The 23724-nt window shown below is 63.5% G+C and carries 24 protein-coding genes, 3 tRNA genes and 1 pseudogene; 14 read left to right on the forward strand and 14 right to left on the reverse strand.

The annotated features are described in order from the left end of the window. Nucleotides 1–668: pseudogene (locus FNJ47_RS08265) on the reverse strand (hypothetical protein); the annotation flags it as partial. 309 nt (nt 669–977) lie between these two features. Further along, nucleotides 978–1934 carry a TRAP transporter substrate-binding protein gene (locus tag FNJ47_RS08270; protein WP_163152550.1) on the reverse strand — a complete coding sequence of 319 codons (957 nt, stop codon included), beginning with the start codon at nt 1932–1934 and terminating at the stop codon, nt 978–980. 256 nt (nt 1935–2190) lie between these two features. On the opposite strand from FNJ47_RS08270, the gene FNJ47_RS08275 reads away from it, so the two are divergent. From FNJ47_RS08275 to FNJ47_RS08305, 7 genes are all read left to right on the forward strand, one after another. Beyond that, nucleotides 2191–2394: a hypothetical protein gene (locus FNJ47_RS08275; protein ID WP_163152457.1), complete on the forward strand. Its 204-nt coding sequence runs from the start codon at nt 2191–2193 to the stop codon at nt 2392–2394. A 332-nt stretch (nt 2395–2726) separates the two neighbouring features. Then, nucleotides 2727–3716, forward strand: coding sequence for a UbiA family prenyltransferase (locus FNJ47_RS08280; protein ID WP_163152459.1), 990 nt, complete (start codon nt 2727–2729; stop codon nt 3714–3716). Nucleotides 3717–3718: 2 nt separating this feature from the next. After that, complete coding sequence (locus FNJ47_RS08285; protein ID WP_163152461.1) at nt 3719–5344, forward strand: hypothetical protein; 1626 nt, start codon at nt 3719–3721, stop codon at nt 5342–5344. Further along, complete coding sequence (locus FNJ47_RS08290) at nt 5337–5981, forward strand: haloacid dehalogenase-like hydrolase (RefSeq protein WP_163152463.1); 645 nt, start codon at nt 5337–5339, stop codon at nt 5979–5981. Before FNJ47_RS08285 ends, FNJ47_RS08290 begins: the two co-directional genes overlap by 8 nt. Nucleotides 5982–6079: 98 nt before the next feature. Beyond that, nucleotides 6080–6280, forward strand: coding sequence for a hypothetical protein (locus FNJ47_RS08295; protein ID WP_163152465.1), 201 nt, complete (start codon nt 6080–6082; stop codon nt 6278–6280). 39 nt (nt 6281–6319) lie between these two features. Next, nucleotides 6320–6487, forward strand: a complete 168-nt coding sequence (locus tag FNJ47_RS08300; RefSeq protein ID WP_229199790.1) for a hypothetical protein — start codon at nt 6320–6322, stop codon at nt 6485–6487. Nucleotides 6488–6652: 165 nt separating this feature from the next. After that, nucleotides 6653–7954, forward strand: a complete 1302-nt coding sequence (locus tag FNJ47_RS08305; protein ID WP_163152469.1) for a hypothetical protein — start codon at nt 6653–6655, stop codon at nt 7952–7954. A gap of 52 nt (nt 7955–8006) precedes the next feature. On the opposite strand, the gene FNJ47_RS08310 is transcribed toward FNJ47_RS08305, so the two are convergent. Next, complete coding sequence (locus FNJ47_RS08310) at nt 8007–8885, reverse strand: class I SAM-dependent methyltransferase (protein ID WP_229188078.1); 879 nt, start codon at nt 8883–8885, stop codon at nt 8007–8009. 219 nt (nt 8886–9104) lie between these two features. On the opposite strand from FNJ47_RS08310, the gene FNJ47_RS08315 reads away from it, so the two are divergent. Further along, nucleotides 9105–9311 carry a hypothetical protein gene (locus FNJ47_RS08315; RefSeq protein WP_163152473.1) on the forward strand — a complete coding sequence of 69 codons (207 nt, stop codon included), beginning with the start codon at nt 9105–9107 and terminating at the stop codon, nt 9309–9311. Beyond that, a complete protein-coding gene (locus tag FNJ47_RS08320; protein WP_163152475.1) occupies nt 9308–9493 on the forward strand; it encodes a hypothetical protein in 186 nt (61 codons plus the stop codon). The genes FNJ47_RS08315 and FNJ47_RS08320 overlap by 4 nt, the downstream gene beginning before the upstream one ends. A gap of 145 nt (nt 9494–9638) precedes the next feature. On the opposite strand, the gene FNJ47_RS08325 is transcribed toward FNJ47_RS08320, so the two are convergent. Continuing rightward, a tRNA-Asp gene (locus FNJ47_RS08325) sits at nt 9639–9715 on the reverse strand. A 305-nt stretch (nt 9716–10020) separates the two neighbouring features. On the opposite strand from FNJ47_RS08325, the gene FNJ47_RS53865 reads away from it, so the two are divergent. Next, a complete protein-coding gene (locus tag FNJ47_RS53865) occupies nt 10021–10344 on the forward strand; it encodes an HU family DNA-binding protein (RefSeq protein WP_224924859.1) in 324 nt (107 codons plus the stop codon). A 158-nt stretch (nt 10345–10502) separates the two neighbouring features. Next, nucleotides 10503–11759 (forward strand): peptidase T, encoded by a 1257-nt coding sequence (gene pepT, locus FNJ47_RS08335; RefSeq protein ID WP_163152477.1) that lies wholly within the window; start codon nt 10503–10505, stop codon nt 11757–11759. Here pepT and FNJ47_RS08340 read toward each other — a convergent pair whose 3' ends face one another. The 3 genes from FNJ47_RS08340 to FNJ47_RS08350 all read right to left on the reverse strand — a co-directional run bounded on the left by FNJ47_RS08340 (nt 11760) and on the right by FNJ47_RS08350 (nt 13337). Continuing rightward, nucleotides 11760–12611: a class I SAM-dependent methyltransferase gene (locus FNJ47_RS08340; RefSeq protein WP_163152479.1), complete on the reverse strand. Its 852-nt coding sequence runs from the start codon at nt 12609–12611 to the stop codon at nt 11760–11762. Between the two features lie 116 nt (nt 12612–12727). Further along, complete coding sequence (locus FNJ47_RS08345) at nt 12728–13033, reverse strand: YciI family protein (protein WP_163152481.1); 306 nt, start codon at nt 13031–13033, stop codon at nt 12728–12730. Nucleotides 13034–13055: 22 nt separating this feature from the next. After that, nucleotides 13056–13337: a hypothetical protein gene (locus FNJ47_RS08350; RefSeq protein WP_163152483.1), complete on the reverse strand. Its 282-nt coding sequence runs from the start codon at nt 13335–13337 to the stop codon at nt 13056–13058. Between the two features lie 248 nt (nt 13338–13585). Here FNJ47_RS08350 and FNJ47_RS08355 point away from each other — a divergent pair, with 248 nt between their 5' ends. Beyond that, nucleotides 13586–13795 (forward strand): PRC-barrel domain containing protein, encoded by a 210-nt coding sequence (locus FNJ47_RS08355; protein WP_163152485.1) that lies wholly within the window; start codon nt 13586–13588, stop codon nt 13793–13795. A gap of 141 nt (nt 13796–13936) precedes the next feature. On the opposite strand, the gene FNJ47_RS08360 is transcribed toward FNJ47_RS08355, so the two are convergent. Both FNJ47_RS08360 and FNJ47_RS08365 read right to left on the reverse strand, forming a co-directional pair. Next, nucleotides 13937–14013, reverse strand: a tRNA-Val gene (locus FNJ47_RS08360). Nucleotides 14014–14082: 69 nt separating this feature from the next. After that, on the reverse strand, nt 14083–14487 hold the full coding sequence (locus FNJ47_RS08365) for a GFA family protein (protein ID WP_163152487.1): 405 nt from the start codon (nt 14485–14487) through the stop codon (nt 14083–14085). Nucleotides 14488–14668: 181 nt separating this feature from the next. Between FNJ47_RS08365 and FNJ47_RS08370 the strand changes: the two genes are divergently transcribed. Both FNJ47_RS08370 and FNJ47_RS08375 read left to right on the forward strand, forming a co-directional pair. Continuing rightward, on the forward strand, nt 14669–15337 hold the full coding sequence (locus FNJ47_RS08370) for a GntR family transcriptional regulator (protein ID WP_163152489.1): 669 nt from the start codon (nt 14669–14671) through the stop codon (nt 15335–15337). Between the two features lies 1 nt (nt 15338). Beyond that, nucleotides 15339–16550, forward strand: a complete 1212-nt coding sequence (locus FNJ47_RS08375) for an MFS transporter (protein ID WP_163152491.1) — start codon at nt 15339–15341, stop codon at nt 16548–16550. A gap of 92 nt (nt 16551–16642) precedes the next feature. Here FNJ47_RS08375 and lon read toward each other — a convergent pair whose 3' ends face one another. From lon to FNJ47_RS08400, 5 genes are all read right to left on the reverse strand, one after another. Then, nucleotides 16643–19072: an endopeptidase La gene (lon, locus tag FNJ47_RS08380; protein ID WP_163152493.1), complete on the reverse strand. Its 2430-nt coding sequence runs from the start codon at nt 19070–19072 to the stop codon at nt 16643–16645. 323 nt (nt 19073–19395) lie between these two features. Further along, the gene (gene clpX / locus FNJ47_RS08385) at nt 19396–20670 is read right to left on the reverse strand and encodes an ATP-dependent Clp protease ATP-binding subunit ClpX (protein ID WP_024583449.1); all 1275 of its coding nucleotides are present in this window, start codon (nt 20668–20670) and stop codon (nt 19396–19398) included. 440 nt (nt 20671–21110) lie between these two features. Then, nucleotides 21111–21746, reverse strand: a complete 636-nt coding sequence (locus tag FNJ47_RS08390; RefSeq protein ID WP_021079148.1) for an ATP-dependent Clp protease proteolytic subunit — start codon at nt 21744–21746, stop codon at nt 21111–21113. Between the two features lie 239 nt (nt 21747–21985). Next, on the reverse strand, nt 21986–23347 hold the full coding sequence (gene tig / locus FNJ47_RS08395) for a trigger factor (protein ID WP_163152496.1): 1362 nt from the start codon (nt 23345–23347) through the stop codon (nt 21986–21988). A 165-nt stretch (nt 23348–23512) separates the two neighbouring features. Beyond that, a tRNA-Leu gene (locus FNJ47_RS08400) sits at nt 23513–23597 on the reverse strand. Nucleotides 23598–23724 lie beyond the last annotated feature (127 nt).

Here is a 23724-nt window from a genome sequence, read left to right on the forward strand (position 1 = left end):
CCTCCATTGGCGCCCCCTGTGCCTGGTGAGCCACCACCCCCCGGGTCGGCGGCCCCAGCGCCACCACCGGCAGCGCCGACAGCGATGCCGGCAGCCCCGTTGCCACCCGTCGAGCCAGTCTGGCCGGCCCCGCCGTTGGCGCCGAGGCCAATCCCGCCTCCGCCACCACCGCCGGAGTTACCACCGTTTCCGCCATTGCCACCGAGCCCGCCGCCACCGCCACCACCGGCGACGGTCGAGCCGTAATTGCCGCCGCTTCCGCCATTAGCCTGATTGCTCGCGAGCGACACATTGCTGACCGTGACGTTGGCGCCGCTGGCGACGAACAGCGCGCCGCCCTTGGCGACGGCGTTCTGGATGGTGAGATTGTTGATCGCGACGCTGCCGGCGTAGACGAAGAATCCGCGCTGCAGGCCGCCGCCATCGAGCGTGAAGTTGCCGCCGTTAATGGTTACGGTGCCGCTTGAATTGATGACCGGCAGCGTTGTTCCGGCGGTGAGCGTGATGTTGTTCGTGATGTTGAGCGTATAGTTGGTGCCGGGATTGTTATCGATCGTCGTCAGCGCGGTGACGAGGCTCGCGCCATCGCCGACATTCAGCACCGTCTGGGCACGTGCGCCAGTCCCGAACGCGACGAGCAGAGCGACGGTTACGGCAACCCGTCGCAAGCGGGGCAATCGAAAACGTTCCTCGACCTGCACGCGAATGCCATTCCAACTCGGGCCGAGAATAGGCGGCCACTGAAAATCTCAGCGTGAGGTTGTATCCCCTGAGACATCCTGCCGCATCACGAAAAACAAAGATGCAACCGAAAGCGCGACGATGTGCTTTCTGTGCCACAAAGTCATGTCCGCACGTTTCCTTGCGCCGCCTCGACACGCTCGCGTGAGATTTACCGGAATACTTGTTGAGGCATGCCGATCGCACATTGCGTGGCGCGATCGGCTGCTGAATTGCTGTTGGCGATCCGGGTGCCGCTACGTCAACTTCCCCGTATATTTCTCCAGCGTCGCCCAGGCGTCCGCGCCGTAAGTCTTCTGCCACTGCGTGTAGAAGCCGGCCTTCACCAGCGCGGCCCTGAACTGGACGTGATCGAGCTTGTTGAAGGTCATGCCCTTCGCGGTCAGCTCGGCCTGCAGCGAGCGATCGAGCTCGATGAGATCAGCGCGCTCCTTCATTGCGGCCGCGTCGAACGCCGCATTGATGATCTCGAGCAGATCGGGCGGCAGGCTCGCCATCGCGCGGCGGTTGCCGATGATCCAGTAGCCGCTCCAGCAATGGTTCGACAGCGCGCAGTATTTCTGGACCTCGTAGAGCTTTCCGGTCGAGACCTGCGCCAGCGGATTCTCCTGTCCCTCGACGATGTGGGTCTGCAGCGCCGAATAGAGCTCGCTGTAGGAGATGCTCGACGGCAATGCGCCGAGGCCTGAGAACAGTGAGGTCAAGAGCGCGGTCACGGGTACGCGGATCTTGAAGCCCTTGAGATCATCGACACTGCCGAGCTGTCGGCTCGACGATGATGTGATCTGGCGGAAACCGTTGTCCCAAACCTTCTTCAACGGCACCAGGCCGGTCCTGGCGATCGCCTCGCGCACGGTGTCGCCGACGCCGCCATCCATCGCCGCCCAGACTTGATCGTAGGATTGGAATGCGAAGCCGATGCTGGGCAGCCCCGAAAGCGGCACCAGGATCGACAGCGTCAGGCTCGGCGCGGCCATCAACTCGATCCCGCCGGCCCGGACCTGCGACAGCATTTCAGGGTCGCCGCCGAGCTGGCTGTTCGGAAACACCGTGATGCTGACCCGCCCCGACGACTGCGCCGCAACATCCTTTGCGGCCTCGACGAGGCGGATTGTTAGCGGATGGGTTTCCGGAGTGTTGACGCCGAGCTTGAAGTCGAACTCGGCGGCGGCAAGGACTGGCTTACCAAACATGGTGGCGGCAACGGCCGCGGAGCCGGTTCCCAGCACCCGGCGGCGCGTCATATTCTTTGTTTTCATTATTGTTTTTCTCCCGAGCGCGTTCCGCGCCTGGAGCCAGTTTCAGCCCTCCGGCTGTGTGATGCAAGGCACGGTGAAACCAATCCGCCTGTGGCACGAAACCATTTCCGGGAACTCACGAAACGATCCGGAAACAGATGCGGCTTACCAGTAGCTGCCATAGACGGCGCATAGACGCCCGGAGGCGACCATGAACCACTCGATCCATTCAGCCGATCGCGCGACCCACCTCAAGATTGTGGTGGTTGCCCTTGTTGCGGCCATCGGGGTTGCGGCTTTCGGCATTTCGGCGCGGAACAACGCGGATTTCACCCAGACTGCTCAGACCACCCAGGTCATCAAGGCCGGTAAGCCGGTCGCGATCACCTCCTCGGGCGCCTCGACCGTCCGCTAAGACGTTCCACACTTCGGCAGACAAACGGCCGCTTCGGGCGGCCTTTTTGTTGGGCGCTGCCGAACTGAAACAGCTGTCCCATTCCGACGCGCATGACCGCGGGCCGGCCACAGCAGGACCAGACGGCACCGCGGCCTGACCCGGGCGAGCCCGCCCGCAGCGAACCTGAAATCCACGCCAACTCCTTCCCCTGCTACCGGCGTTAACCCCGTTACGCGCCTACGCATCGACGGGCGGCGATTCCGCGCCGCGCGGCACGATCGCTGCCCCTTCCAAACCGTCTTGCCCCGCTCTCGCCCCGATGCGGGACAGGCAGAGTTTGGAGGATTGCGATGTCCGTCACCAACCACGCCCAGCCGGCCGCCGGCATCACCGATTACATTGCGATCGCCAGGCCAGACCACTGGATCAAGCATGTGCTGATCATCCCCGGCGTCGCCTTTGCGCTGATCATGTCGCAGACCGGGCCGATCGAGCTTGCGACGCTCGCCGAGCGCCTCGTCATCTGCCTGTTCGTTGCGATGGCGCTGTCGTCGGCCAACTACACCATCAACGAATGGCTCGATGCGCCGTTCGACGCCATGCACCCGACCAAGCGCGCCCGCCCCGCGGTGCAGACCGCGATGTCGCCGACCATCGTGCTTGCGCAATACGTCGTGCTGACCACCGTCGGCATCTGGGCCGCCAACCGGCTCGGCTATGCCTTCGCTGCCACCGCGACTGTGTTCGCGGTGTTCGGCGTGATCTACAATGTGCGTCCGATCCGCGCCAAGGACCGCGCCTTCGTCGACGTCATCGTCGAGTCCCTCAACAATCCGCTGCGCTTCCTGTTCGGCTGGTTCGCCGTGGTGCCGAGCATCGCGCCACCGGTGTCGATCCTGCTCGCCTACTGGTTCGGTGGTGCCTTCCTGATGGCGGCCAAGCGGGTCTCCGAGCATCGCGCAATCGTCGAGGCCGGCGGCACCGCCAACCTCGCCGCCTACCGGCCCTCCTTCGCGGTCTATACCCATTCGAGCCTGGTCACGAGTTGTCTCGTCTATGCCCAGGGCTTTGCCTTCATGATGGCGATCTTCCTGCTGAAATATCGCATCGAGTATCTCGTCGTGGTGCCGATGCTGATCGCGCTGTTCGCGTCCTATATGCGGCTGGCACTGACGCCGGATTCCGCCGCTGCACGGCCGGAGGAACTGATGCGGCAGCCGGCGATGCTGATCGCGGCGGCGGTCACCATGGCGCTGTTCGGCATCCTGACCTTCGTCGACCTGCCCTGGCTGAACAGCCTCACCAGTTCGGACCTCATCCGTCTCGGCGGGATCCGCTGATCATGTCGATTGCAACTCCGTTCGAGGCACAGAAGGCCAATTTCGGCGTCGTCGCCATGGCGCTGCTGTTCGCGGCGCTGCTCGTGCTGCTCGATGGTCCGATCTGGCTGGTGAAGCTGGTTCCGACCCAGGACGGGCCGGTGCATCTCGCGCAGGCCGACCTGATCGCCCGCTTCGGCTGGGGCGGCGCGCTGCAAGAGCCGGCGGCGTCGTTCTATCAATGGAATCCACGGATCGAGCCGAACTCGGCGATCTATCTGCTGCTTGCCGCGCTGATCCGGCTGACCGGCGATGCGCTGGTCGCCAACAGCCTGTTCCTCAGCCTCTATGGCCTCGTCTGGATCGTTGCGGCGTTCGCGGCGAGCCGCGCAGAGACCGAGCGGCCGTTGCTGCCGGCGCTGCTGCTGCTGCCGATCGCTTTCGGCGTCTTCATCCATTGGGGCTTCTACAATTTCGCGCTGGGCATCCCGCTGTTCCTGCTGTTCGCGAGCTTCTGGCGCGGCCTCAACGGCCGCCGCGATGCGCTGGCCTTTGTCGCGACCGCGGTGTTCCTGGCCGCGCTCTATCTCACTCACATCACCTCGGTCGTCGCGGCTTGTCTGCTGCTCGCCGCCGACGGCATGGCGCGCGCCGTCGCGACCTTCGAGCGGCAAGGCACCAAGGCCGCCGTACGGCGCCTGCTGCGCGATGGCCTGTGGGCCGCCGCGGCCGCGCTGCCTGTCTTGCTTCTGATTGCAAGCTTCCTGCTCGCCTACCAGAACATCGCCGGCGAGACCGCCAGCACCGAGGGCGGCATTGCCCAGATCATCCGCCGCGTCGTGGCCGCGACCTATCTCTTCACCTTCACCCGGTGGGAAGTGATCGCGCTCGCCCCTGTGCTCGGCGCGATCGTCCTGGCGGGTTTCGTCGCGCTACGGCGCTTCCGTTCGGGTGATCTGCTGTGGCCTGTGTTCTTCGTCCTCGTGGTGGCGCTGTCGCTGCTCAATCTCAAGACCGGCTCGGCGCTGCTGTCGGAACGTCTTGCGCCCTATAGCGGGATCGCGATCGTGCTCGCGATCGCAAGCCGCCAGCCCGCTCCGGCGCTGGCCCGTGCGCTTGGCATGGCCGCGCTGTCCGGCCTGGTTGGACAGACTGCGGTCCGTGCCGTCGCCTACGAGAGCTGGGCTCCGACGCTGGAAAGCGAGCTCGCCGCCGGCCGCGACAATCCCGGCCAGAGCTTTGCCAGTGCCGACCTGATCGCCCAGCGCGACAGCCATCTGTTCGCCTGGCGCATCCGTCCGACACTGCACGCCGCGCAGACCGCAGCACTTGCGGGTCGCGGCGTCGGCCTGTCGTCGCCGCTGCCCTCGACACGGTATTTCGGCTACTTCCCGCTGCAATACGTCGAGGCACGCGATTTCATGCGTGCCACGCCGGACTGGCAGGATACGCCCGACGTCGCCTCAGTCGCCAAATTTCGCGCCGCCAATCATGGCGCGCCGCAGGTCTTGATCGTCTCGAGCTCGGATGAAGACGGTGTGGCCTTTGCCGCCAGGTTCGGCTACGGCGATTGCAGGACCACCGAGACCGGGGCACGCGAGATCGACGTGTGCAAGGTTGCAACCCGGCTGAGCGCCGCGAATGACTGAACCTCGCCTCGCCGGCAATGGCATTGCCAGGCCGCAGGACACCTCCAGCACCGACGGGTTGGCCACTCTGCTCGGCCTCCCGGCCTCGCTGCCGTTGGTGCTCGACCTCGACGGCACGCTGATCAAGGGCGACCTGCTCTATCTCAGCCTGTTCTCGATCCTGCGCCGCAATCCGCTGATCGTCGCGGCATGCGCCGCCTGGCTGACGCGCGGCCGCGCGGCGCTGAAGCGCCAGCTCGCGCTGCGCCAGCGCATCGACTGGAGCCGGATCGATCTCCACCAGGACGTCGTCGCCTTGGCCGAGCGTGAGAAAGCGGCCGGCCGCCGCGTCGTGCTGGCGACCGCGGCCGACGCGCTGCTTGCGAACCAACTTGCATCGCGCCTGCCATGGATCGACCAGGTGCTCGCCTCCGATGGCGAACACAATCTCAAGGGCGCGAACAAGGCTGACCTGCTGCTGAAGACCTTTCCCGCGGGCTTCATTTATGCAGGCGACAGCGCGTCCGACCTCGCGGTCTGGGCCCACGCCGCCGGCATCATCACCGTCAATGCGCGGCAGGCCGTGCGCGCCACCGCCGCCAGGCTCAACAGGCCGACGTTGCACCTGCCGGGCCGCACCGCCGCGTCGAAGTCTTAACCGCGTCCTAACGCGGTCGTTCGATTGCAATCCGCTCCGCGACCCCAGTTTTAAAAATTGTTCCCTAAGGTCGGCGTCGTCAGAGGCGCAGGCCCACAATGAATTTGCATCAGCAAGTAATTTCGACCGGCTTCAAGATCATCTGCACGGATTGCGGCAGCCTGGCGATCAAGGTCGCCGATCCGGCGCACGCAGCCGGCGACACCATCATCGAATGCCGCCGCTGCAACGCGGTGCGCGGCACCGTGGCGGACCTGCACACCCTGGCCCGTCGCGGCCGCGACCTGTTCGAATTCTAGCCCCCGGCACCGCCGATGCTGTCAGATCCGAAGGCAACCATGCAGAACGACGTTCCAATGGAGACGGTCTGGTCGATCCTCGAGGCTGCCAACGAACTGGGCGATACCCCGACGGTGGACGCCTGCCGCCGCATCATCGACGCCAATCTGCGCGGCGACGTTCCCGGCCAATCCGACCTGAACGCTGTCGCCGCCTTCTTTGCCTGATCAAGGCAACCTGTTGCTGTCTGTGAACCTAATGCGGCGCCGCGGTGACAGACCGTCCGGCGGAAACACAACAACATGGACCGGGACGTCGCTTAACTTTGCTTGACTTGCTTCGTCCGCAGCCGGCTGGCTAACTGGCAGCCAGCTTTCGATTCGGACTGGCCGATGAAATTGACGCGCGACGACCTGGTTGTCGGGATCACGATCCCTGGGTTCTTCGTCCTCAGCGTCGGCTCGTTGATCGCCTGCGGGCACGCCTTCCCGGCGATGCACGTCTGGCGATCCGACGTGACGGTGCAGGCCGTGCTTGGCACCGCCGTCATGGTCGTCTTCATCCCGGCGTTTGTCGCAGCACGCTTCAGCTTCGGTTATCTGGTGGGCTTCCCGCTGCTGTCGGCCGTGTTCGGCTTCGTGTGGCTCAGCTTCTTCAGCGAATTCGATTATCCGCACGCCATCGCCCGCTGGGCCATGATTGCCGCGCTGGCCGCAGCGATCATCCCGCTGATGTTCCAGAATATCCATCTTTGGCGGCCCGACCTGTCGGGCGCTACCATTGAGCGTGTCGCGCTGCTGCTGCTGGTGTCGTCCTTCGCCGTGCTGATCGGCGACATCTCCTACGGTGCCAATCTCGGCAATCCCTATGGCGCAGCCCGCAACGCCGTCGTGCGGCCGGCGCTGCTGAACTATCTCACCGGAATCATGATCGGCGCGGTTCTGCCGTATCTGTTCGCGTATTTCGCATCGCACCGCCGATGGATCGCGGCGGCCGGCGTGTTGCTGCTTGCGCTCAGCTTCTATCCAGTGGTCAACAACAAGACCGTCCTCCTGTTGCCGATCTGGCTGCCATTTCTGTTCTGGTTGTTCAGCCGCTTCAATCCGCGGCTCGCCACGGTGCTCGCATTCCTGATCCCGATGATGATCGGCCTACTGGCTTTCTTCGTTCTCGCTGCCGACAGGAACTATGTCCTGTTCAGCGCCATCAATCTGCGCTTCCTCGCGATCCCCTCGCTCGCGCTTGATCACTACGCCGACTTCTTTGCGCATCGCGAGCTCACCTGGTTCTGCCAGATCACCGTCCTGCGCCACGCGACCGCCTGCCCGTATGGCGAGCTCGGCCCGACGCTCGGAGCGATCTATCGGAACGGCAATTTCAATGCCTTCTTCCTCGCCACCGAGGGCATCGCATCGGTCGGCCTTCCGCTCGCCCCCCTGTCGGCGCTGGCGTGCGGCCTGATCCTGTCGATCGGATCGATGGTCTCGCGGCATCTCCCACCGCGCTTCATCGCGGTGTCGTCCGGCATCGCCGTTCAGGCGATCATGAACGTGCCGCTCACGACAGGCCTGCTGTCGAATGGGGTTGCTTTGCTGTTCCTGCTGTGGTGGCTGACGCCCGAACAGCAGGCGGCAGCGTCGCGTCATCGGCGACAGTCAACGCTGCCCATCAATGTCGTCGGTGTCGCGGCCTGATTTTTTCGCATCCTGCCGCGGCACGACGTTGCCGAAAAGCTGAAGACGTGCCTCACTTCTTTCGGAGCACGATGATGCCCTGATACGGCGATATCCCGTTCATGCCGACATCGATAAGATCAAAACGGTCGGTCCAGTGCGTCTCGATGTACCGTTTGGAAATGATCGTCTCGCCATAGGTCATTTCGCCGTCGACCGGATAGCTTTGGGGATAGAAGTAGAATCCGTCTCGCGCCACGGTCTCGGCGATTTTTTGCTGATCCCAGCCAGGCAATTTGGAGATCGGCTCATAGAATGCGTATGCCGGCGGTCGAATGGTGAGCAGAAACAGACCACGATTCTCCAGAGAGGCGTGGACCGCGTCCAAACATACCTCGCTCGCAGCAGGCGAGAGGTGCGTCCAGATCGACAAGGCGTAAGCCACGTCGAATTTCTGGTTGAACGGAAGACGTCTCGGCAGGCTGTCCGACACCACGATATCGGCGCCCGGGTTGGAGCGTTGCGCGACCTGGATGATGCCTTTGTGAGGATCGCACCCGTGCAGATTGCGCAGCGGCACGTCCTTCATGAAATAGCGGAGCACACTCCCCCAGCCGCAACCATAGTCCAGCACGGAGCACTCATCGAATGGCTTGTCCAGATGGCGCCTGAGCTTGTCGTGCAGGAGACGATAGGTTTCGATGACGGCGGCACCGAGCTCCATCCCGGAACGACCGCTCCAGTTTTTCTGGGTCCCGGCATCGGGTGGATCGGGAATAGCGGCCTTGATCGCCTTGAAGCCATCATATTCCTTCCAGAGCAGCACATTCCACAGATACGGATCGTCGATCCATTTGAGTGCCTCGTATACCGACTCTCCCCTTCGGCAGGCGGCATCCGCCTTTTCCAGTTCGTCGTTGTAGTACTCGTTGAGCCACGAACTCCAGTTCATCGACACGCCTCCGTGCTATGGTCGCTTCATCAGCCCTCGCCCGCCAATTGCATTGTTCGAGACTGTCTCGTTTCTCCGGCGACTTTAAGACGCATCGAAAGCATGTGAGTTCCGGAAGACGATGGAACCGCTGGCGTCGTTCCGCTCCAAGTCGTCGTGACCGCTGTCACCGGGAGCAATTCAGAACGATGCCTATCCGCAGTATTTGAGATCCGTTCCGTGATCGACGCATCGGTGACCGACTTCAGCCGTCACACGGGTAAGGTTGGCGTCAGGCTCGCGCGTTACGCTGCGCAGATGAACCGAGACCTGCCGCACGTCAGCTTCTCATTGGTCTGGATGGCGATAGTCACTACCGCATCGGCTCACGTGATGCTGGTGTGCGAGGCGAACCAGTTGGCCAGCCTCCAGGAAGCATGTCGATGAAAGTCCGCGAGCTCATCCAGGTGCTCCAGGCACTCCCGGATCAGGACGCAACGGTCGTCATTGGAGAAGGCGCGAAGCCGGATACGTGGCTAATCGTGTCAGGCGTGGCGGAATGCCAGATTGCACGCGTGAACGATGATCACGCGACTGCCGGGAGCGACCCGGCGATCGAGATCGTCTGAGCAAGCGCGAGCGTCGGCGCGGAGTTGTCCTCGCGTTCCATGATACGTGCCGCAGCCCCAGGCAAAGGCGCGTTCAAAAGTGCCATGGCGGCGCACCGCGTGACACGTCTCAAATCTGGAATTTGGGCTAAGTGCTTGATAAGACTGGCGCGAGAGACGGGACTCGAACCCGCGGCCTCCGCCGTGACAGGGCGGCGCTCTAACCAACTGAGCTACTCCCGCGGATGCCGATCGTCGATTGATCCGCGCAGGATCGAGGGCATAAAGGCCCGCATCCCGATAGTCAAGCACGTTGCGGATCCCTGCACAGCGCAGCCATTTTACGCCGCGGGCTCGGGTTGTCGCCTGTTTTCGGGGGAAACGGTGGTGTCAGCAAAGCCCCGAATCGAATAAGGCCTGATACGTCTGGGTTTCCTGTGGCCGGCCCGGCGCTGCCCGTTCCCAGAACCGGTGGTTTTCAGGACCTCTCCGGACGCAATTTCCCGACGCGAACGGCGCGCCATTCGCGTGAAAGCAGCAATCCAGCCATTCAGCAACGAGGAGGGCCACACATGGCGAAGAAAGCAGCGACCCCGGCGACGATCACGCTGAAGCACCTGGCGGCGGCCATCGCCGAAGAGCAGGAGCTGTCCAAGAAGCAGGCCGAGGCGATCCTGACCGACATGGTCACCCGGATCACCAAGCACCTCAAGAAGGGCGAGCGGATTCGTATCGTCGGCCTCGGCATCCTCCAGGTCCGCAAGCGCGCCGCCCGCATGGGCCGCAACCCGGCAACCGGCGAGCAGATCCACATCAAGGCGAGCAAGAAGGTCGCCTTCCGCGCCGCCAAGGAGTTGAAGGAAGCCGTCTGAGGCTCTTAACTCTCCGTTGATACCAGGCGCCATTCCGGCTCGCGCGCGGCCCCGGAGTGGCGCTTTTCTGTTATAGAGTTCTGTCTTGATGCGTTTTGCTTGCGCGAACCACCTTCGCCCAAGCGCTTTATTCCCGTTCCCCACCTTGCGCGGTCTTCATGCTGGCACCGGCTCTCGACTTCAAACACACCGTCACCGAGCGCTTCCTGCGCTATGTCGTGATCGACACCCAGTCCGACCCGGATTCACCCACCACGCCCTCCACCGAGAAACAGAAGAATCTCGGTCGCCTCCTGGTCACCGAATTGCAAGCGATGGGGATATCGGACGCGCATCTTGATCCACACGGCTACGTCTATGCGACGATCCCGGCCAACACCGACAAGAACGTGCCGGTGATCTGCTTCTGCTCGCACATGGACACCTCACCCGACTGCACCGGCAAGAACGTCAGGCCGCAGGTCGTGAAGAATTATGCCGGCGGCGACATCGTGCTCCCGGCCGACGCTTCGCAGGTGATCCGCGCCGCTGAGCATGAAGCGCTGGCCGACCAGATCGGCAACGACATCATCACGACCGACGGCACCACCCTGCTCGGCGCCGACAACAAGGCCGGCCTCGCCGAGATCATGGATGCCGCGCATTTCCTGATCACCAATCCGCAGGTGAAGCACGGCACCATCAAGATCCTGTTCACGCCGGACGAGGAGATCGGCCGCGGCGTCGACAAGGTCGACATCAAGAAGCTCGGCGCCGATTTCGGCTACACCATGGACGGCGAGACCGCCGGCCACATCGAGGACGAGACCTTCTCGGCCGACGGCGCCAGCATCATCATCGAAGGCGTCGCGACCCATCCGGGCTTCGCCAAGGGCAAGATGGAGCACGCGATCAAGATCGCCGCCGCGATCGTCGATCGCCTGCCGAAGGATCATTGTTCGCCCGAGACCACCGAAGGCAAGGAAGGCTTTCTGCATCCTGTCGCGATCTCGGGAGCGCTGGAGAACGCGCGGATCGATTTCATCGTGCGCGACTTCACCGAGGCCGGCCTGAAGCAGAAGGAAGCGCTGCTCGGCGACATCGTGAAAGATGTCATGAAGGGATACCCGCGCTCGACCTACCGCATGGAGGTCAAGCAGCAATACCGAAACATGAAAGAGGTGATCGATCGCCACCCCCGGATCGTCGCCTACGCGATCGAGGCGATCGAGCGCGCCGGCCTGACGCCGGTCAAGACCTCGATCCGCGGCGGCACGGATGGTTCGCGGCTGTCCTTCATGGGTCTGCCCTGCCCCAACATCTTCGCGGGCGAGCACGCTTTCCATTCGCGGCTCGAATGGGTCAGCCGTCAGGACATGGAAAAGGCCGTGCAGACCATCGTTCATCTCGCGATGATCTGGGAAGAGCGAGCCTGATCAGGCCCCCGCCGTCACGATCCAGATCGCGCCCGGCAGCCGCACGGAATCGCCCTTGACGAAGGGCGCCAACGCCTCGCGCATCGAGGCGATCGCGGCGGAGCGCACCTCATCCGGATGGCCTTCCAGGGCACGGCTGGCCGGCCCGATCTCGAGCGCGCCCTGGATCGCCGCATCCATGCCGCGTCCAGTGGCGACATCGAGCTCGACCTTGCACGGCTCCATCGCGATGCCGGAGAAGCCCGCTTCGCTCAGGATCCGTTTCACCCGAGCTTCGGAGGCAAACGAAAACGGACCGGGATCCTCGGGCCCGAGCTGGGGCAGTTTCGGCACGTGCTTGTAGACCGCCTGCAGCGGTGCCATGAAGAACGGATTTTCGCGCGGCTCCTGCCAGCAGGCGAAGGCAAGACGGCCCGTCGGCTTCATCGCCTTGTGCAGATTGGCAAAGGATGCAGCGGGATCGGCAAAGAACATCACGCCGAAGCGCGAGGCCAACAGATCAAAACTCTCGGGGGCGAACGGATAGACGGTCGCATCGGCAAGCGCGAACTCGACCGGCAATCCCTGCGGCGCGCTCTGCCTTGCCCGCGTCAGCATCGGCTCCGAGACGTCGACGCCAAGCACGTGGCCGGCGGGCGCGACCTTCGACGCCAGCGCGAATGTCGTGGCGCCGCTGCCGCAGCCGACATCGACGATGCGCTCGCCGGCCTTCGGGGCGGCGCGATTGATCAGGAGGTCGAGCACCGGCTGCAGCACGATGTCCTGCGCGGCCTGCCGTGTGGCCCAGCGCTGACCGCCCGGGCCGTTCCAATATGTAATCTGATCGGCGTTTTGCGGATGGCCTGCGTTCATGCGATCCAAACCTTGTTGAGGAGCTTCCGTCGTTTCGTATGCGAGCATGATCTCCGCGCAAACGCGTTCGCGTTTGTCGCGAGGGAAAACCGCTTCGCACTGTTCGGGATCATGCTTTAGCAGCTCTCGCGCGTCGCAGCGCGCAGCATCGGCATCACTTGATAGGTGAATCCGGCATTGGCCCTGGTGACGGGATCGTTGGCGACGATCTCGTGCGGATCGGCATCATCGGACAGTTGCAGCACGCCGAGCCCCCAGACGCCCGCAGGATCGGCGACCGGCCCGAAGACCAGCGCCTTGCCGGCTTGCAGCAGCTCGCCCCAATAGGCGACGTGCGTCTGCATGATCGCGGCTTCCTGCGGCGTCATGTCCTGCGGGAAGGTCGGGCGCGGTCCGGTCAATTTGCAAAGGTAGTACTTCATCGACCGGGTCCGCGCTCGGAGATCATTTGGCCGCTGCGCTCGTCGGCTTGGCCTGCTTCGTCTTCGCAGCATTCGCCTTCGGGGCGGCCTGCCCGTCATTGCGCGTGATGCCCCACGGATCGGTCGGCTTCTGGTCCGGCACGCCGCTGAGCGCACGCTGGTAGGCCCGCTGCTGCCGTGCCTCGTTGGCCGTATCGGCCGGCGACTTCTCGACCTCTTCGCGGTAGCGCTGGACGTGATCCGACTGCGCGAATGCAGGTCCGGCAATCATGGCGAGAAGAAAAATCGCGGCGAGTTTGCGCATGCATCAAGTTCCCGGTTAGGCGGAGACAATAGCATCGCTGCAGCGTCGGCATCAAACCTGCGTGCGTGACTTTCGGCACCTTTCGCGCAATGCGCCATCGAATAACATTTGCCACGCCAGCGCGGAGCAAGCGCGGTCCCGGCCACCCCATCGAGACTACCCCACGGCCGGGATCGCGCCCTATCCACGCGCGCAACGAGGGCCAAGCAATGGCCTTACTACGTAGGGCTCATCAGCCAGAGGCCGCCTTGCAGCTCGTGAAACACCGCGCCATCGTCATCCTGCGCGAGCACGTGCAAGCGGAGGCGGAGCTGGTCGGACGAGCTGCGGTTCTCACCGATGGAACTGCGGGGACCGTCGACGGCGTGTTCCTCGACGAGTCCCATGGGTTGCGTATCTCGATCAGGGGGCACATCGGGAAGTGGCCGATCTCGACGATCAGGATGCTTCAGCAATAGAGCAATGGGCTGCCAGAGATGAAGGAGCCGGTCCGCCTACGCTCTTCGGCGCGACAGCCTTCGCCCTGCGGTACGGAACAAGTGGATGATTTCATCCGCAATGGCTGGCTTGCCCAGCCGTAGCCCGTGAGGTCCGAAGGCTGGTAGGCGGCGAGAGATTCGAACTCCCGACCCTCTCGGTGTAAACGAGATGCTCTAACCAGCTGAGCTAGCCGCCCTTACCTGCGCGCCTCTTTAGCCTCGCCCGCCCCTCAGGCGCAAGGTCGCAGAGCCTCAATCCCTACGCTTCAGTCGTTGGGCCGCGCCGGCAATCCTTTGAGATCACTGGTCCATGGTGCGGCGGAGCGACACCAGACCTGGCGTCGCGGGGTCAATTGGCCGCGTTGGCGAATGCTGCCCCAGCGGATGCCCCAGTCGTCGGGTCCGCCGTCCTCGCCGCTCGTGAACAAGGGCGAACCGCAGTCGCCGCAGAAATGCTGGAAGCGGATCCGGCCGTTGTCGCCCGTCTTGCCGTACACTTTCGGCGCAGGTCCGGTCAGCCGGACCTGCTCGGCGGCGCAGATCACCGTGACCCGATACGGCGAGCCGGTCAGTGCCTGGCAGTCGGTGCAATGGCAGATCGATATGCGCTCGGGATCGATCTCGGCCTCGTAGGTCACGGCTCCGCAATGGCATTGCCCGTCGATATGCATTTGGCGGTCTCCCAATTCCGTCAAACAAAGCAGTTCGCCGGAGACGGGTTCCATCGTCCGCGGCCCGGCTCGCGGCCCGGCCGCTGGCTAACCCCTCGGGCATTCCTGGTATCCCGGATCAGCCTTGTTTAGGATACCAAATTGGGATACGTCGACGAGGAGCCCCCGAGGAGGGCCCCCTATGTCACAGATGCTCCAGATCCACGACCAGCTCCGGGAGATGATCCTCTCCCTCGACCTTGGCCCCGGCGAGCGGCTGACCGAGCGCTGGTTGGAGAGCCGCTTCGAGGGATCGCGCACGCCGATCCGTGCCGCGCTGGTGCGGCTCGAAGGCGAAGAGCTGGTCCGCCGCGACGGCCGCAACTGGATCGTCGCGCCGATCGACCTCGGTGAGCTGGAGTCGCTGGCGGAGTTCCGGATTCCCCTGGAGACGACGGCCGTCCGCCTCGCCTGCGCGCGGGCGAGCGAGGCCGACATCGCCGGCGTCGAAGAGATGCTGAATGCCTGTCAATCCGGCGCGCCGCGCGAGGAATGGCATCGTGTCGGCACCGATTTCCATGTCGAGATCGCGCGCCTCTCCGGCAACCCGTTCATCGTCAAGGCGATCGCCGGCGCCATGACGCGGCTGTCGCGGGCGCGCTGGCTTGAGGTGTGGACCGAACCCTCTCGCGAGCAGGCCTGGCGCGAGCACCGGCGCATTCTCGGCTTCATCAAGGCCAACGATCCCGAAGCCGCCGCGCGCGAGGCCGCCGATCACATCACCGACACCCGCGATCGCCTGCTCCGTTCGCTGAATGAAGATCGCCGCGGCCTGCGGGCACGCGGCTTCGCCGTCATCGGGCTGCGCTGACATGAACATGGAAGTGGATCGCGAGGCACTGCTCGACGCGGGCCCCTGGAAGCGCAACCTGACCGTCTGCGTTTTCGGCTCGTTCACGACAATCGTGGGGATGACGCTGCTGCTGCCGTTCCTGCCGCTCTATGTCGAGCAGCTCGGCGTCACGGACCACGCCGCCATCGTGCAATGGTCGGGCGTCGCCTATGGCGCAACCTTCTTCAGCGCGGCGTTGACAGCGCCGCTGTGGGGCCGGCTCGCCGATCGTTACGGTCGCAAGCTGATGCTGATCCGCGCCAGCCTCGGCATGGCGATTGCCATGTCGCTGATCGGCATGGCGCACAATGTCTATGAGCTGGTGGGCTTGCGGCTGCTGACCGGCCTGCTCGGCGGCTACGCCTCGGGCTCGACCGTGCTGATCGCGGCGCAGACGCCGAAGGCGCGGTCCGGCTGGGCGATCGGCGTGCTGTCGGCCGGCATCATGGCCGGCAGCCTGGTCGGTCCCTTGATCGGTGGCGTCCTGCCGGGCCTGATCAGCATCCGCGCGACCTTCTTCCTGATCGGCGGCGTCATCTTCTTCACCTTCCTCGGCACGACCTTCCTGATCCGCGAGGATGCACGTCCCAAGGCGGCGAAAGGCAGCAAAGCGCGTGGCGGCTGGGCGCTCGTTCCAGACAAGCGTCCTGTCGTCGCGATGTGGGGAACGGGCCTGCTGCTGATGATCGCCAACATGTCGATCGAGCCGATCATCACGGTCTATGTCGCGCAATTGGTCGACGCGCCGCAGGTGACGTTCGTGGCCGGTCTCGTGATGTCGGCGGCGGCGTTCGGCAGCCTGTTGTCGTCGTCGCATCTCGGCAAGCTGGCCGATCGTGTCGGCCACTGGCGGATCATCACCGTCTGTCTTGCCGTCTCGGCGCTGCTGCTGATCCCGCAGGCCTTCGTCGCCAGCGGCTGGCAACTGATCTTGCTTCGCTTCCTGATGGGGCTCGCGCTCGGTGGTCTCTTGCCGTGCATCGCAAGCGTGATCCGGCACAACGTGCCCGATGCGGTCACCGGCAGCATGCTGGGCTATTCGATCTCGGCGCAGTATGCCGGCCAGGTGATCGGCCCGCTCGCCGGCGGATTCATCGGCGGCCATATCGGCATGCGCGCGGTATTCCTCGGCACCAGCGTGCTGATGGCACTCGGCGCGATCGGCAATTTCGTCGTCGAGAAGAAGGAGTAGTTGCGGGCGCCGGCTGCTCGCAGTGCTCGACGAACCACCAAAACAAAAACGGCGCCCGAAGGCGCCGTTTTCTATTTCGACCGGAGCTTGCTTCAGTGCGCCGTCAGGCCGCCGGACGCTTCATCCGAAGCGTCGGGCTTGACGTCGACCTTGCTGGTCTCCTCTTCCCAGACGATCGGCGCGGGCACGCGGACCAGCGCCTTGGCGACGACCTCATCCAGCCGCGAGACCGGAATGATCTCCATGCCGCCCTTGATCGCATCGGAAATCTCCGTGAGATCCTTGGCGTTGTCCTCCGGGATCAGCACCGTCTTGATGCCACCGCGCGCGGCAGCCAGGAGCTTCTCCTTCAGGCCGCCGATCGGCAGCACGCGACCACGCAGCGTGATCTCGCCGGTCATCGCGACATCGTGGCGGACCGGGATGCCGGTCATGACCGAGATGATCGCGGTGGCCATCGCCACACCGGCGGACGGACCGTCCTTCGGCGTTGCGCCCTCCGGCACGTGAACGTGGATGTCGCGCCTGTCGAACATCGGCGGTTCGATGCCGTAGACGATCGCGCGCGAGCGGACGTAAGACGCCGCCGCCGAGATCGATTCCTTCATCACGTCGCGCAGGTTGCCGGTGACGGTCATCTTGCCCTTGCCGGGCATCATGACGCCTTCAATGGTCAACAGTTCGCCGCCGACATCGGTCCAGGCCAGACCGGTGACGATACCGACCTGATCCTCGTCGTCGATCTCGCCGAAGCGATACTTCGGAACGCCGAGGAACTCTTCGATATTCGCCTCGGTGACCTTCACCGACTTCTTCTTGGAGATCATCAGCTCCTTCACCGCCTTGCGGGCGAGTGTGGAGAGCTCACGCTCCAGGTTACGCACACCCGCTTCGCGGGTGTAGCGGCGGATCATCAAGAGCAAGGCCGCGTCGTCGATCGACCATTCCTTGGAGTCAAGACCGTGCTTGGAGAGCGCGCTCGGGATCAGATGCTTGCGCGCGATCTCGACCTTCTCGTTCTCCGTGTAACCGGCGATCCGGATGATCTCCATGCGGTCCATCAACGGCCCCGGAATATTCAGCGTATTCGCGGTCGTGATGAACATCACGTTGGACAGGTCGTAGTCGACCTCCAGGTAGTGGTCGTTGAAGGTCGAGTTCTGCTCGGGGTCCAAAACCTCGAGCAGCGCCGACGACGGATCGCCGCGGAAATCAGCGCCCATCTTGTCGATCTCGTCCAGCAGGAACAGCGGATTCGAGGTCTTCGCCTTCCGCATCGACTGGATGATCTTGCCGGGCATCGAGCCGATATAAGTGCGGCGGTGACCGCGGATCTCGGCCTCGTCACGCACGCCGCCGAGCGACACGCGCACGAACTCACGCCCGGTCGCCTTCGCGATCGACTTGCCGAGCGAGGTCTTGCCGACGCCGGGAGGCCCGACCAGGCACAGGATCGGTCCGGTCAGCTTGTTGGCCCGCGACTGCACGGCGAGATACTCGACGATACGGTCCTTGACCTTCTCGAGCCCGTAGTGATCGGAGTCCAGGACCGCCTGCGCGGCCTCGAGGTCCTTCTTGACCTTGGACTTCTTGCCCCACGGGATCGACAGCAGCCAATCCAGATAGTTGCGCACGACGGTCGCTTCCGCGGACATCGGCGACATCTGGCGCAGCTTCTTCAGCTCGTGCTGCGCTTTCTCGCGTGCTTCCTTGGACAGCTTGGTCTTGGAGATCTTCTCCTCCAGATCGGCCAACTCGTCGCGACCTTCGTCGTCGCCGAGTTCCTTCTGGATCGCCTTCATCTGCTCGTTCAGGTAATACTCGCGCTGGGTCTTCTCCATCTGGCGCTTGACGCGCGAGCGGATGCGCTTCTCGACCTGCAACACCGAGATCTCGCTCTCCATCAGGCCCAGCACCTTCTCCAGGCGCTGCGTGACGGACAACGTCTCCAGGATCGCTTGCCGATCGGCAATCTTGACCGCGAGATGCGAGGCAACGGTGTCGCCGAGCTTGGCGAAATCGGTGATCGCCTGAACCACGCCGACGACTTCGGCGGAGATCTTCTTGTTCAGCTTCACATAGCTTTCGAAGTCGGACACCACCGAACGCGCCAGCGCCTCGGCCTCGACCGAGGTGGCGTCAGTGTCGGCGAGCGCGACCGCGGTCGCTTCGTAATATTCGCTGCGATCGGAATACTTCTCGACGCGCGCGCGCTCGAGGCCCTCGACCAGCACCTTCACGGTGCCGTCGGGTAGCTTCAGGAGCTGCAGAACGCTGGCGAGCGTACCGGTCTCGTAGATTGAATCGGGTGCCGGATCGTCATCGGACGCATTCTTCTGCGTCGCGAGCATGATCAGCGCGTCGTTCTTCATCACCTCTTCGAGGGCGCGGATCGATTTCTCGCGGCCGACGAACAGCGGCACGATCATGTGCGGGAAGACGACGATGTCGCGGAGCGGCAGCACCGGATAGGAGTGGCTTTCGCCGTGGACGATCGTTGGCCGGGGTTTTGAGGTCGTCATGGCCTATTCCTTTTGTTTTGCCCCCTTGCACGCAGTCCGCCTGCTCGCGCAACCGCCACAAGGTGCCTTGGTGATCCGGAACGAGATTGCCGTCAGCAGCCGCTTATTCCGCATCGTGAAGCGACGAATCTCAACGCATGAGATCCCTCGCCGATAGCATTAGGTGGCTATCAGGCAGGGGGGTGTCAAGTCTGAGAAGTGCCGGGAAATATAGGCTAAACAGGCATTTACTGCGACGCCGCAAGGGGCGCTGCTGCTGCGCCACAGCGGCCGCCGGATCGCCCGGCAGCCGTGCATTTTTGGCGGGTCGATACGAGCGCTGTTTAAGCGCTCGCGCTGCTCTCGACGGCGCGGTCGGAACGATCCGCGTAGATGTAGAGCGGACGGGCCGTGCCCTCGACCACTTCGCGCGAGATCACGACTTCCTCGACGCCTTCCAGGCCCGGGAGGTCGAACATGGTCTCGAGCAGGATGCTCTCCAGGATCGACCGCAGGCCGCGCGCGCCGGTCTTGCGCTCGATCGCCTTGCGGGCGACCGCGCCAAGCGCCTCGTCGGCGAAGGTCAGCTCGATGTTCTCCATCTCGAACAGCCGCTGGTACTGTTTCACCAGCGCATTCTTCGGATCGGTCAGGATCTTCTTCAGCGAGGCCTCGTCGAGGTCTTCCAGCGTCGCAACGACGGGCAGACGGCCGACGAACTCCGGGATCAGGCCGTACTTCAGCAGATCCTCCGGCTCGACGTGACGGAAGATCTCGCCGGTACGGCGGTCCTCCGGCGCCAGCACCTGCGCCGCGAAGCCGATCGAGGTCGAACGGCCGCGCGCGGAGATGATCTTCTCGAGGCCCGAGAACGCACCGCCGCAGATGAACAGGATGTTGGTGGTATCCACCTGCAGGAACTCCTGCTGCGGATGCTTGCGGCCGCCCTGCGGCGGGACCGACGCCACCGTGCCTTCCATGATCTTCAGCAGCGCCTGCTGGACACCCTCGCCCGACACGTCGCGGGTGATCGAGGGATTGTCCGACTTGCGGCTGATCTTGTCGATTTCGTCGATGTAGACGATGCCGCGCTGCGCGCGCTCGACGTTGTAGTCGGCGGCCTGCAGCAGCTTCAGGATGATGTTCTCGACGTCCTCGCCGACATAGCCGGCTTCGGTCAGCGTCGTCGCGTCAGCCATGGTGAAGGGAACGTCGAGGATGCGGGCCAGCGTCTGCGCGAGCAGCGTCTTGCCCGAACCGGTCGGACCGATCAGCAGGATGTTCGACTTCGCCAGCTCGACGTCGTTGTGCTTGGTCTGATGGTTAAGCCGCTTGTAGTGATTGTGGACGGCGACCGACAGCACCTTCTTGGCATGGCTCTGGCCGATCACGTAGTCGTCCAGGACCTTGCAGATCTCCTTCGGCGTCGGGATGCCGTCGCGCGACTTCACCAGCGAGGATTTGTTCTCCTCGCGAATGATGTCCATGCAGAGTTCGACACATTCGTCGCAAATGAAGACAGTCGGTCCGGCAATCAGCTTGCGAACTTCATGCTGGCTCTTGCCGCAGAACGAGCAGTATAGCGTGTTCTTGGCGTCGCTCGTGCCGACCTTACTCATTCATTATCTCCGTCCGCCGTTCGATCTTGTTTGCCAGATCGACCCAATCCGGCACAAAACCGGGGTCTTGGGTAGATAGAGCAAATTCCGTACCAAAAAAGACCCTACGCAATACTGACCGTTCCAATCACGGTTTATTCGAATCTCCGCGATCATAGCCGATGCATTACAGCCAACCATGCTGGCACCCGACTATCAAGAATTCGCTAATCGGATGGCCGGCTCAAGACCGTGACAATACCGTGATTTTCCACGATCGCACGTGGAATACACGTCGAAATCCACGGAACGTTGCGGGATTACCACGCCAGCCGATGAGCACGAAAGCGGAACTTTCTGCCCGTGCGTATGCACTTACGGGGTACTCCGCCGTCCTGCTTGCCGGGTATGTGAGGCGTCAATGTGGAGATCACACCGACGCCTCCAGATCTCTGTCCAGATCAGGCGGCTTTCGCCGCTGACGGGTCTTCGGGGCGCTTGTCGATGACCTTGTCGACGAGACCGAAGGCCTTGGCGTCCTCGGCGGTGAGGAACTTGTCGCGCTCCAGCGCGTCCTCAATCGCCTTGTAGGTCTGGCCGGTATGCTTCACGTAGATCTCGTTGAGGCGCTTCTTGAGATTCAGGATCTCCTGCGCGTGCAGCATGATGTCCGTGGCCTGGCCCTGGAAGCCGCCCGAGGGCTGGTGCACCATGATGCGGGAATTCGGCAGCGTGAAGCGCATGTCCTTCTCGCCGGCTGCAAGCAGCAGCGAGCCCATCGACGCCGCCTGCCCCGTGCACAGCGTCGATACCGGCGGACGAATGAACTGCATCGTGTCGTAGATCGCGAGACCCGACGTCACCACGCCACCCGGCGAGTTGATGTACATCGAGATTTCCTTCTTCGGATTCTCGGCCTCGAGGAACAGCAGCTGCGCGACGATCAGCGTCGACATGCCGTCTTCCACCGGGCCGGTGACGAAGATGATGCGCTCTTTCAGAAGGCGCGAGAAAATGTCGTAGGCGCGTTCGCCGCGATTGGTCTGCTCGACGACCATCGGCACGAGGTTCATGTAGGTTTCAACGGGATCGCGCATGAAAGAACCCAGGGGTTAGGGGGTGATGCAGAACTGCTTAAGGGTACTCGGCTCAAGGCTACTCGGCTCAAGGCTTAACCCAGATATGGGCCAATTTCCGGCCGACAAGACCGGCACCAGCCGCACTAGCCATCCGGGCAGGCCGCGGAAGTTCAAGCTGATTCGCGTCGGCGCGCCTAGCGACGGGGACCCGTCACCGGCGCGCTTTCGCGGTTCATCATTAACGCGAGGTGCCGGAATTAGGCGGCAGTCTTCTCGGCGTCTTCATCCTTGAACAGCTCATCCTTGCTGACCTTCTTCTCGGTCACGTTGGCGAGCTCCAGGACGAAGTCGACGACCTTGTCCTCGTAGATCGGGGCGCGAAGCTGGGCCAGCGCCTGGGCGTTGCTGCGGTAGTAGTCCCACACTTCCTTCTCGCGGCCGGGCGCCTGGCGTGCACGCTCGATCACCGCGCGCGACACCTCGTCGTCGGTCACGGTGATCTTGTTCTTCTCGCCGATCTCCGACAGCACCAGCCCGAGTCGGACGCGGCGGTCGGCAATCTTCTGGTACTCTTCCTTGGCCGCATCCTCGGTGGTGTTCTCGTCGGCGAAGGTCTTGCCCGACGACTCCATCTCGGCCTTGATCGAGTTCCACATCAGGTTGAACTCTTCGGCAACCAGCGACGGCGGTGCCTCGAATTTGTGGCTCTCGTCGAGGCGGTCGAGCAGCGCGCGCTTGACCTTCTGGCGGGTCGCGCCGGCGAACTCGGCCGTCAGTCGCTCGCGCATCAGCTCCTTCAGCTTGTCGAGCGACTCGAGGCCAAGCGTCTTGGCGAACTCGTCGTCGACGGTGACCTCGCCGGGCGCCTCGATCAGCGTCGCGGTGGTCTCGAACTCGGCCGGCTGACCGGCGAGCTTTTCATTGAGGTAGTTCTTCGGGAACGCGACCTTCAGCGTGCGGGTCTCGCCCGAGCCGATGCCGGTCAGCTGCTCCTCGAAGCCCGGGATGAACTGGCCGGCGCCGATCACGACCTGGATGCCCTCGCCGGTGCCGCCCTCGAAGGCTTCACCGTTGATGGTGCCCTTGAAGCTGATGGTGACGCGGTCGCCCTTCTCCGCCTTGGCACCTTCGGCCTTGGCATTGTACGGACGGCTGCCCTCGGCGATGCGCTTGATGGCCTCGTCGACGTCGGCGTCGGCGACATCGACCACTGGCTTCTCGACCGAGAACGACTTGAAATCAGCGAGCTGGATCGGCGGCACGACTTCGATCGCGACCGTGTAGGTCAGGTCGGTCTTGCCCGACAGCAATTCCTCGACCTGGTCCTTCTCGGTCGGCATGGTGATCTTCGGCTCGCCGGCGAGACGGAAGCCGCGATCTTCGAAAATCTGCCGGTTGGTGTCGCTGATGGTCTGGTCGATGGTCTCGGCCATCACCGAACGGCCGTAGATCTTCTTCAGATGCGCCACCGGCACCTTGCCGGGACGGAAGCCGTTGAGACGGACCTTGTCCTTGAGGTCGACCAGCTTGGCATCTGCCTTGGCATCGAGATCCGATGCCGGAACGCTGATCTTGAACTCGTGCTTCAGTCCCTCGTTGAGGGTCTCGGTGACCTGCATGGTATCAATCTTCTTCCGCTTTTGCCGCGGCCCGAGCGGCCGTGGCAGTGTTCAATCTGTTCGACGGTGAGCCTTGCGGCCTGACGTCTGTGGGTTCGGCGAACCCTCATCCCTTTCGGGGCCAAAGGTTCTCCAAGAAATCGTCATGCAAACGCTGTAAGCGCTTGGTGCGGGCGGAGGGACTCGAACCCCCACAACTTTCGTCACTGGAACCTAAATCCAGCGCGTCTACCAGTTCCGCCACGCCCGCGTGAAAAGCATCCAATCCGGCCGCGGTGCCGCGGGCGGCGGGCTTATAACATGGGCCCACCGGTTCGCAGCAAAAAAATGGCCGCTGGAGCGCCCGCCCTGCGACCGATCGCGACTGGACAGGTACA

This window comes from Bradyrhizobium uaiense (assembly GCF_010811875.1).
In the GTDB taxonomy this organism is placed as follows: domain Bacteria; phylum Pseudomonadota; class Alphaproteobacteria; order Rhizobiales; family Xanthobacteraceae; genus Bradyrhizobium; species Bradyrhizobium uaiense.

Coding starts and splice junctions, on each gene's coding strand:
- FNJ47_RS08340 (WP_163152479.1), bottom strand. CDS start 12,611: ATGAACGCAGGCCATCCGCAAAACGCCGATCAGATTACATATTGGAAC.
- FNJ47_RS08290 (WP_163152463.1), top strand. CDS start 5,337: ATGACTGAACCTCGCCTCGCCGGCAATGGCATTGCCAGGCCGCAGGAC.
- FNJ47_RS08345 (WP_163152481.1), bottom strand. CDS start 13,033: ATGAAGTACTACCTTTGCAAATTGACCGGACCGCGCCCGACCTTCCCG.
- FNJ47_RS08275 (WP_163152457.1), top strand. CDS start 2,191: ATGAACCACTCGATCCATTCAGCCGATCGCGCGACCCACCTCAAGATT.
- FNJ47_RS08305 (WP_163152469.1), top strand. CDS start 6,653: ATGAAATTGACGCGCGACGACCTGGTTGTCGGGATCACGATCCCTGGG.
- FNJ47_RS08390 (WP_021079148.1), bottom strand. CDS start 21,746: ATGCGCGATCCCGTTGAAACCTACATGAACCTCGTGCCGATGGTCGTC.
- lon (WP_163152493.1), bottom strand. CDS start 19,072: ATGACGACCTCAAAACCCCGGCCAACGATCGTCCACGGCGAAAGCCAC.
- FNJ47_RS08270 (WP_163152550.1), bottom strand. CDS start 1,934: ATGTTTGGTAAGCCAGTCCTTGCCGCCGCCGAGTTCGACTTCAAGCTC.
- FNJ47_RS08280 (WP_163152459.1), top strand. CDS start 2,727: ATGTCCGTCACCAACCACGCCCAGCCGGCCGCCGGCATCACCGATTAC.
- FNJ47_RS08295 (WP_163152465.1), top strand. CDS start 6,080: ATGAATTTGCATCAGCAAGTAATTTCGACCGGCTTCAAGATCATCTGC.
- FNJ47_RS08365 (WP_163152487.1), bottom strand. CDS start 14,487: ATGCATATCGACGGGCAATGCCATTGCGGAGCCGTGACCTACGAGGCC.
- FNJ47_RS08285 (WP_163152461.1), top strand. CDS start 3,719: ATGTCGATTGCAACTCCGTTCGAGGCACAGAAGGCCAATTTCGGCGTC.
- FNJ47_RS08350 (WP_163152483.1), bottom strand. CDS start 13,337: ATGCGCAAACTCGCCGCGATTTTTCTTCTCGCCATGATTGCCGGACCT.
- FNJ47_RS08310 (WP_229188078.1), bottom strand. CDS start 8,885: ATGAACTGGAGTTCGTGGCTCAACGAGTACTACAACGACGAACTGGAA.
- clpX (WP_024583449.1), bottom strand. CDS start 20,670: ATGAGTAAGGTCGGCACGAGCGACGCCAAGAACACGCTATACTGCTCG.
- tig (WP_163152496.1), bottom strand. CDS start 23,347: ATGCAGGTCACCGAGACCCTCAACGAGGGACTGAAGCACGAGTTCAAG.
- FNJ47_RS08300 (WP_229199790.1), top strand. CDS start 6,320: ATGCAGAACGACGTTCCAATGGAGACGGTCTGGTCGATCCTCGAGGCT.
- pepT (WP_163152477.1), top strand. CDS start 10,503: ATGCTGGCACCGGCTCTCGACTTCAAACACACCGTCACCGAGCGCTTC.
- FNJ47_RS08320 (WP_163152475.1), top strand. CDS start 9,308: ATGAAAGTCCGCGAGCTCATCCAGGTGCTCCAGGCACTCCCGGATCAG.
- FNJ47_RS08375 (WP_163152491.1), top strand. CDS start 15,339: ATGAACATGGAAGTGGATCGCGAGGCACTGCTCGACGCGGGCCCCTGG.
- FNJ47_RS08370 (WP_163152489.1), top strand. CDS start 14,669: ATGTCACAGATGCTCCAGATCCACGACCAGCTCCGGGAGATGATCCTC.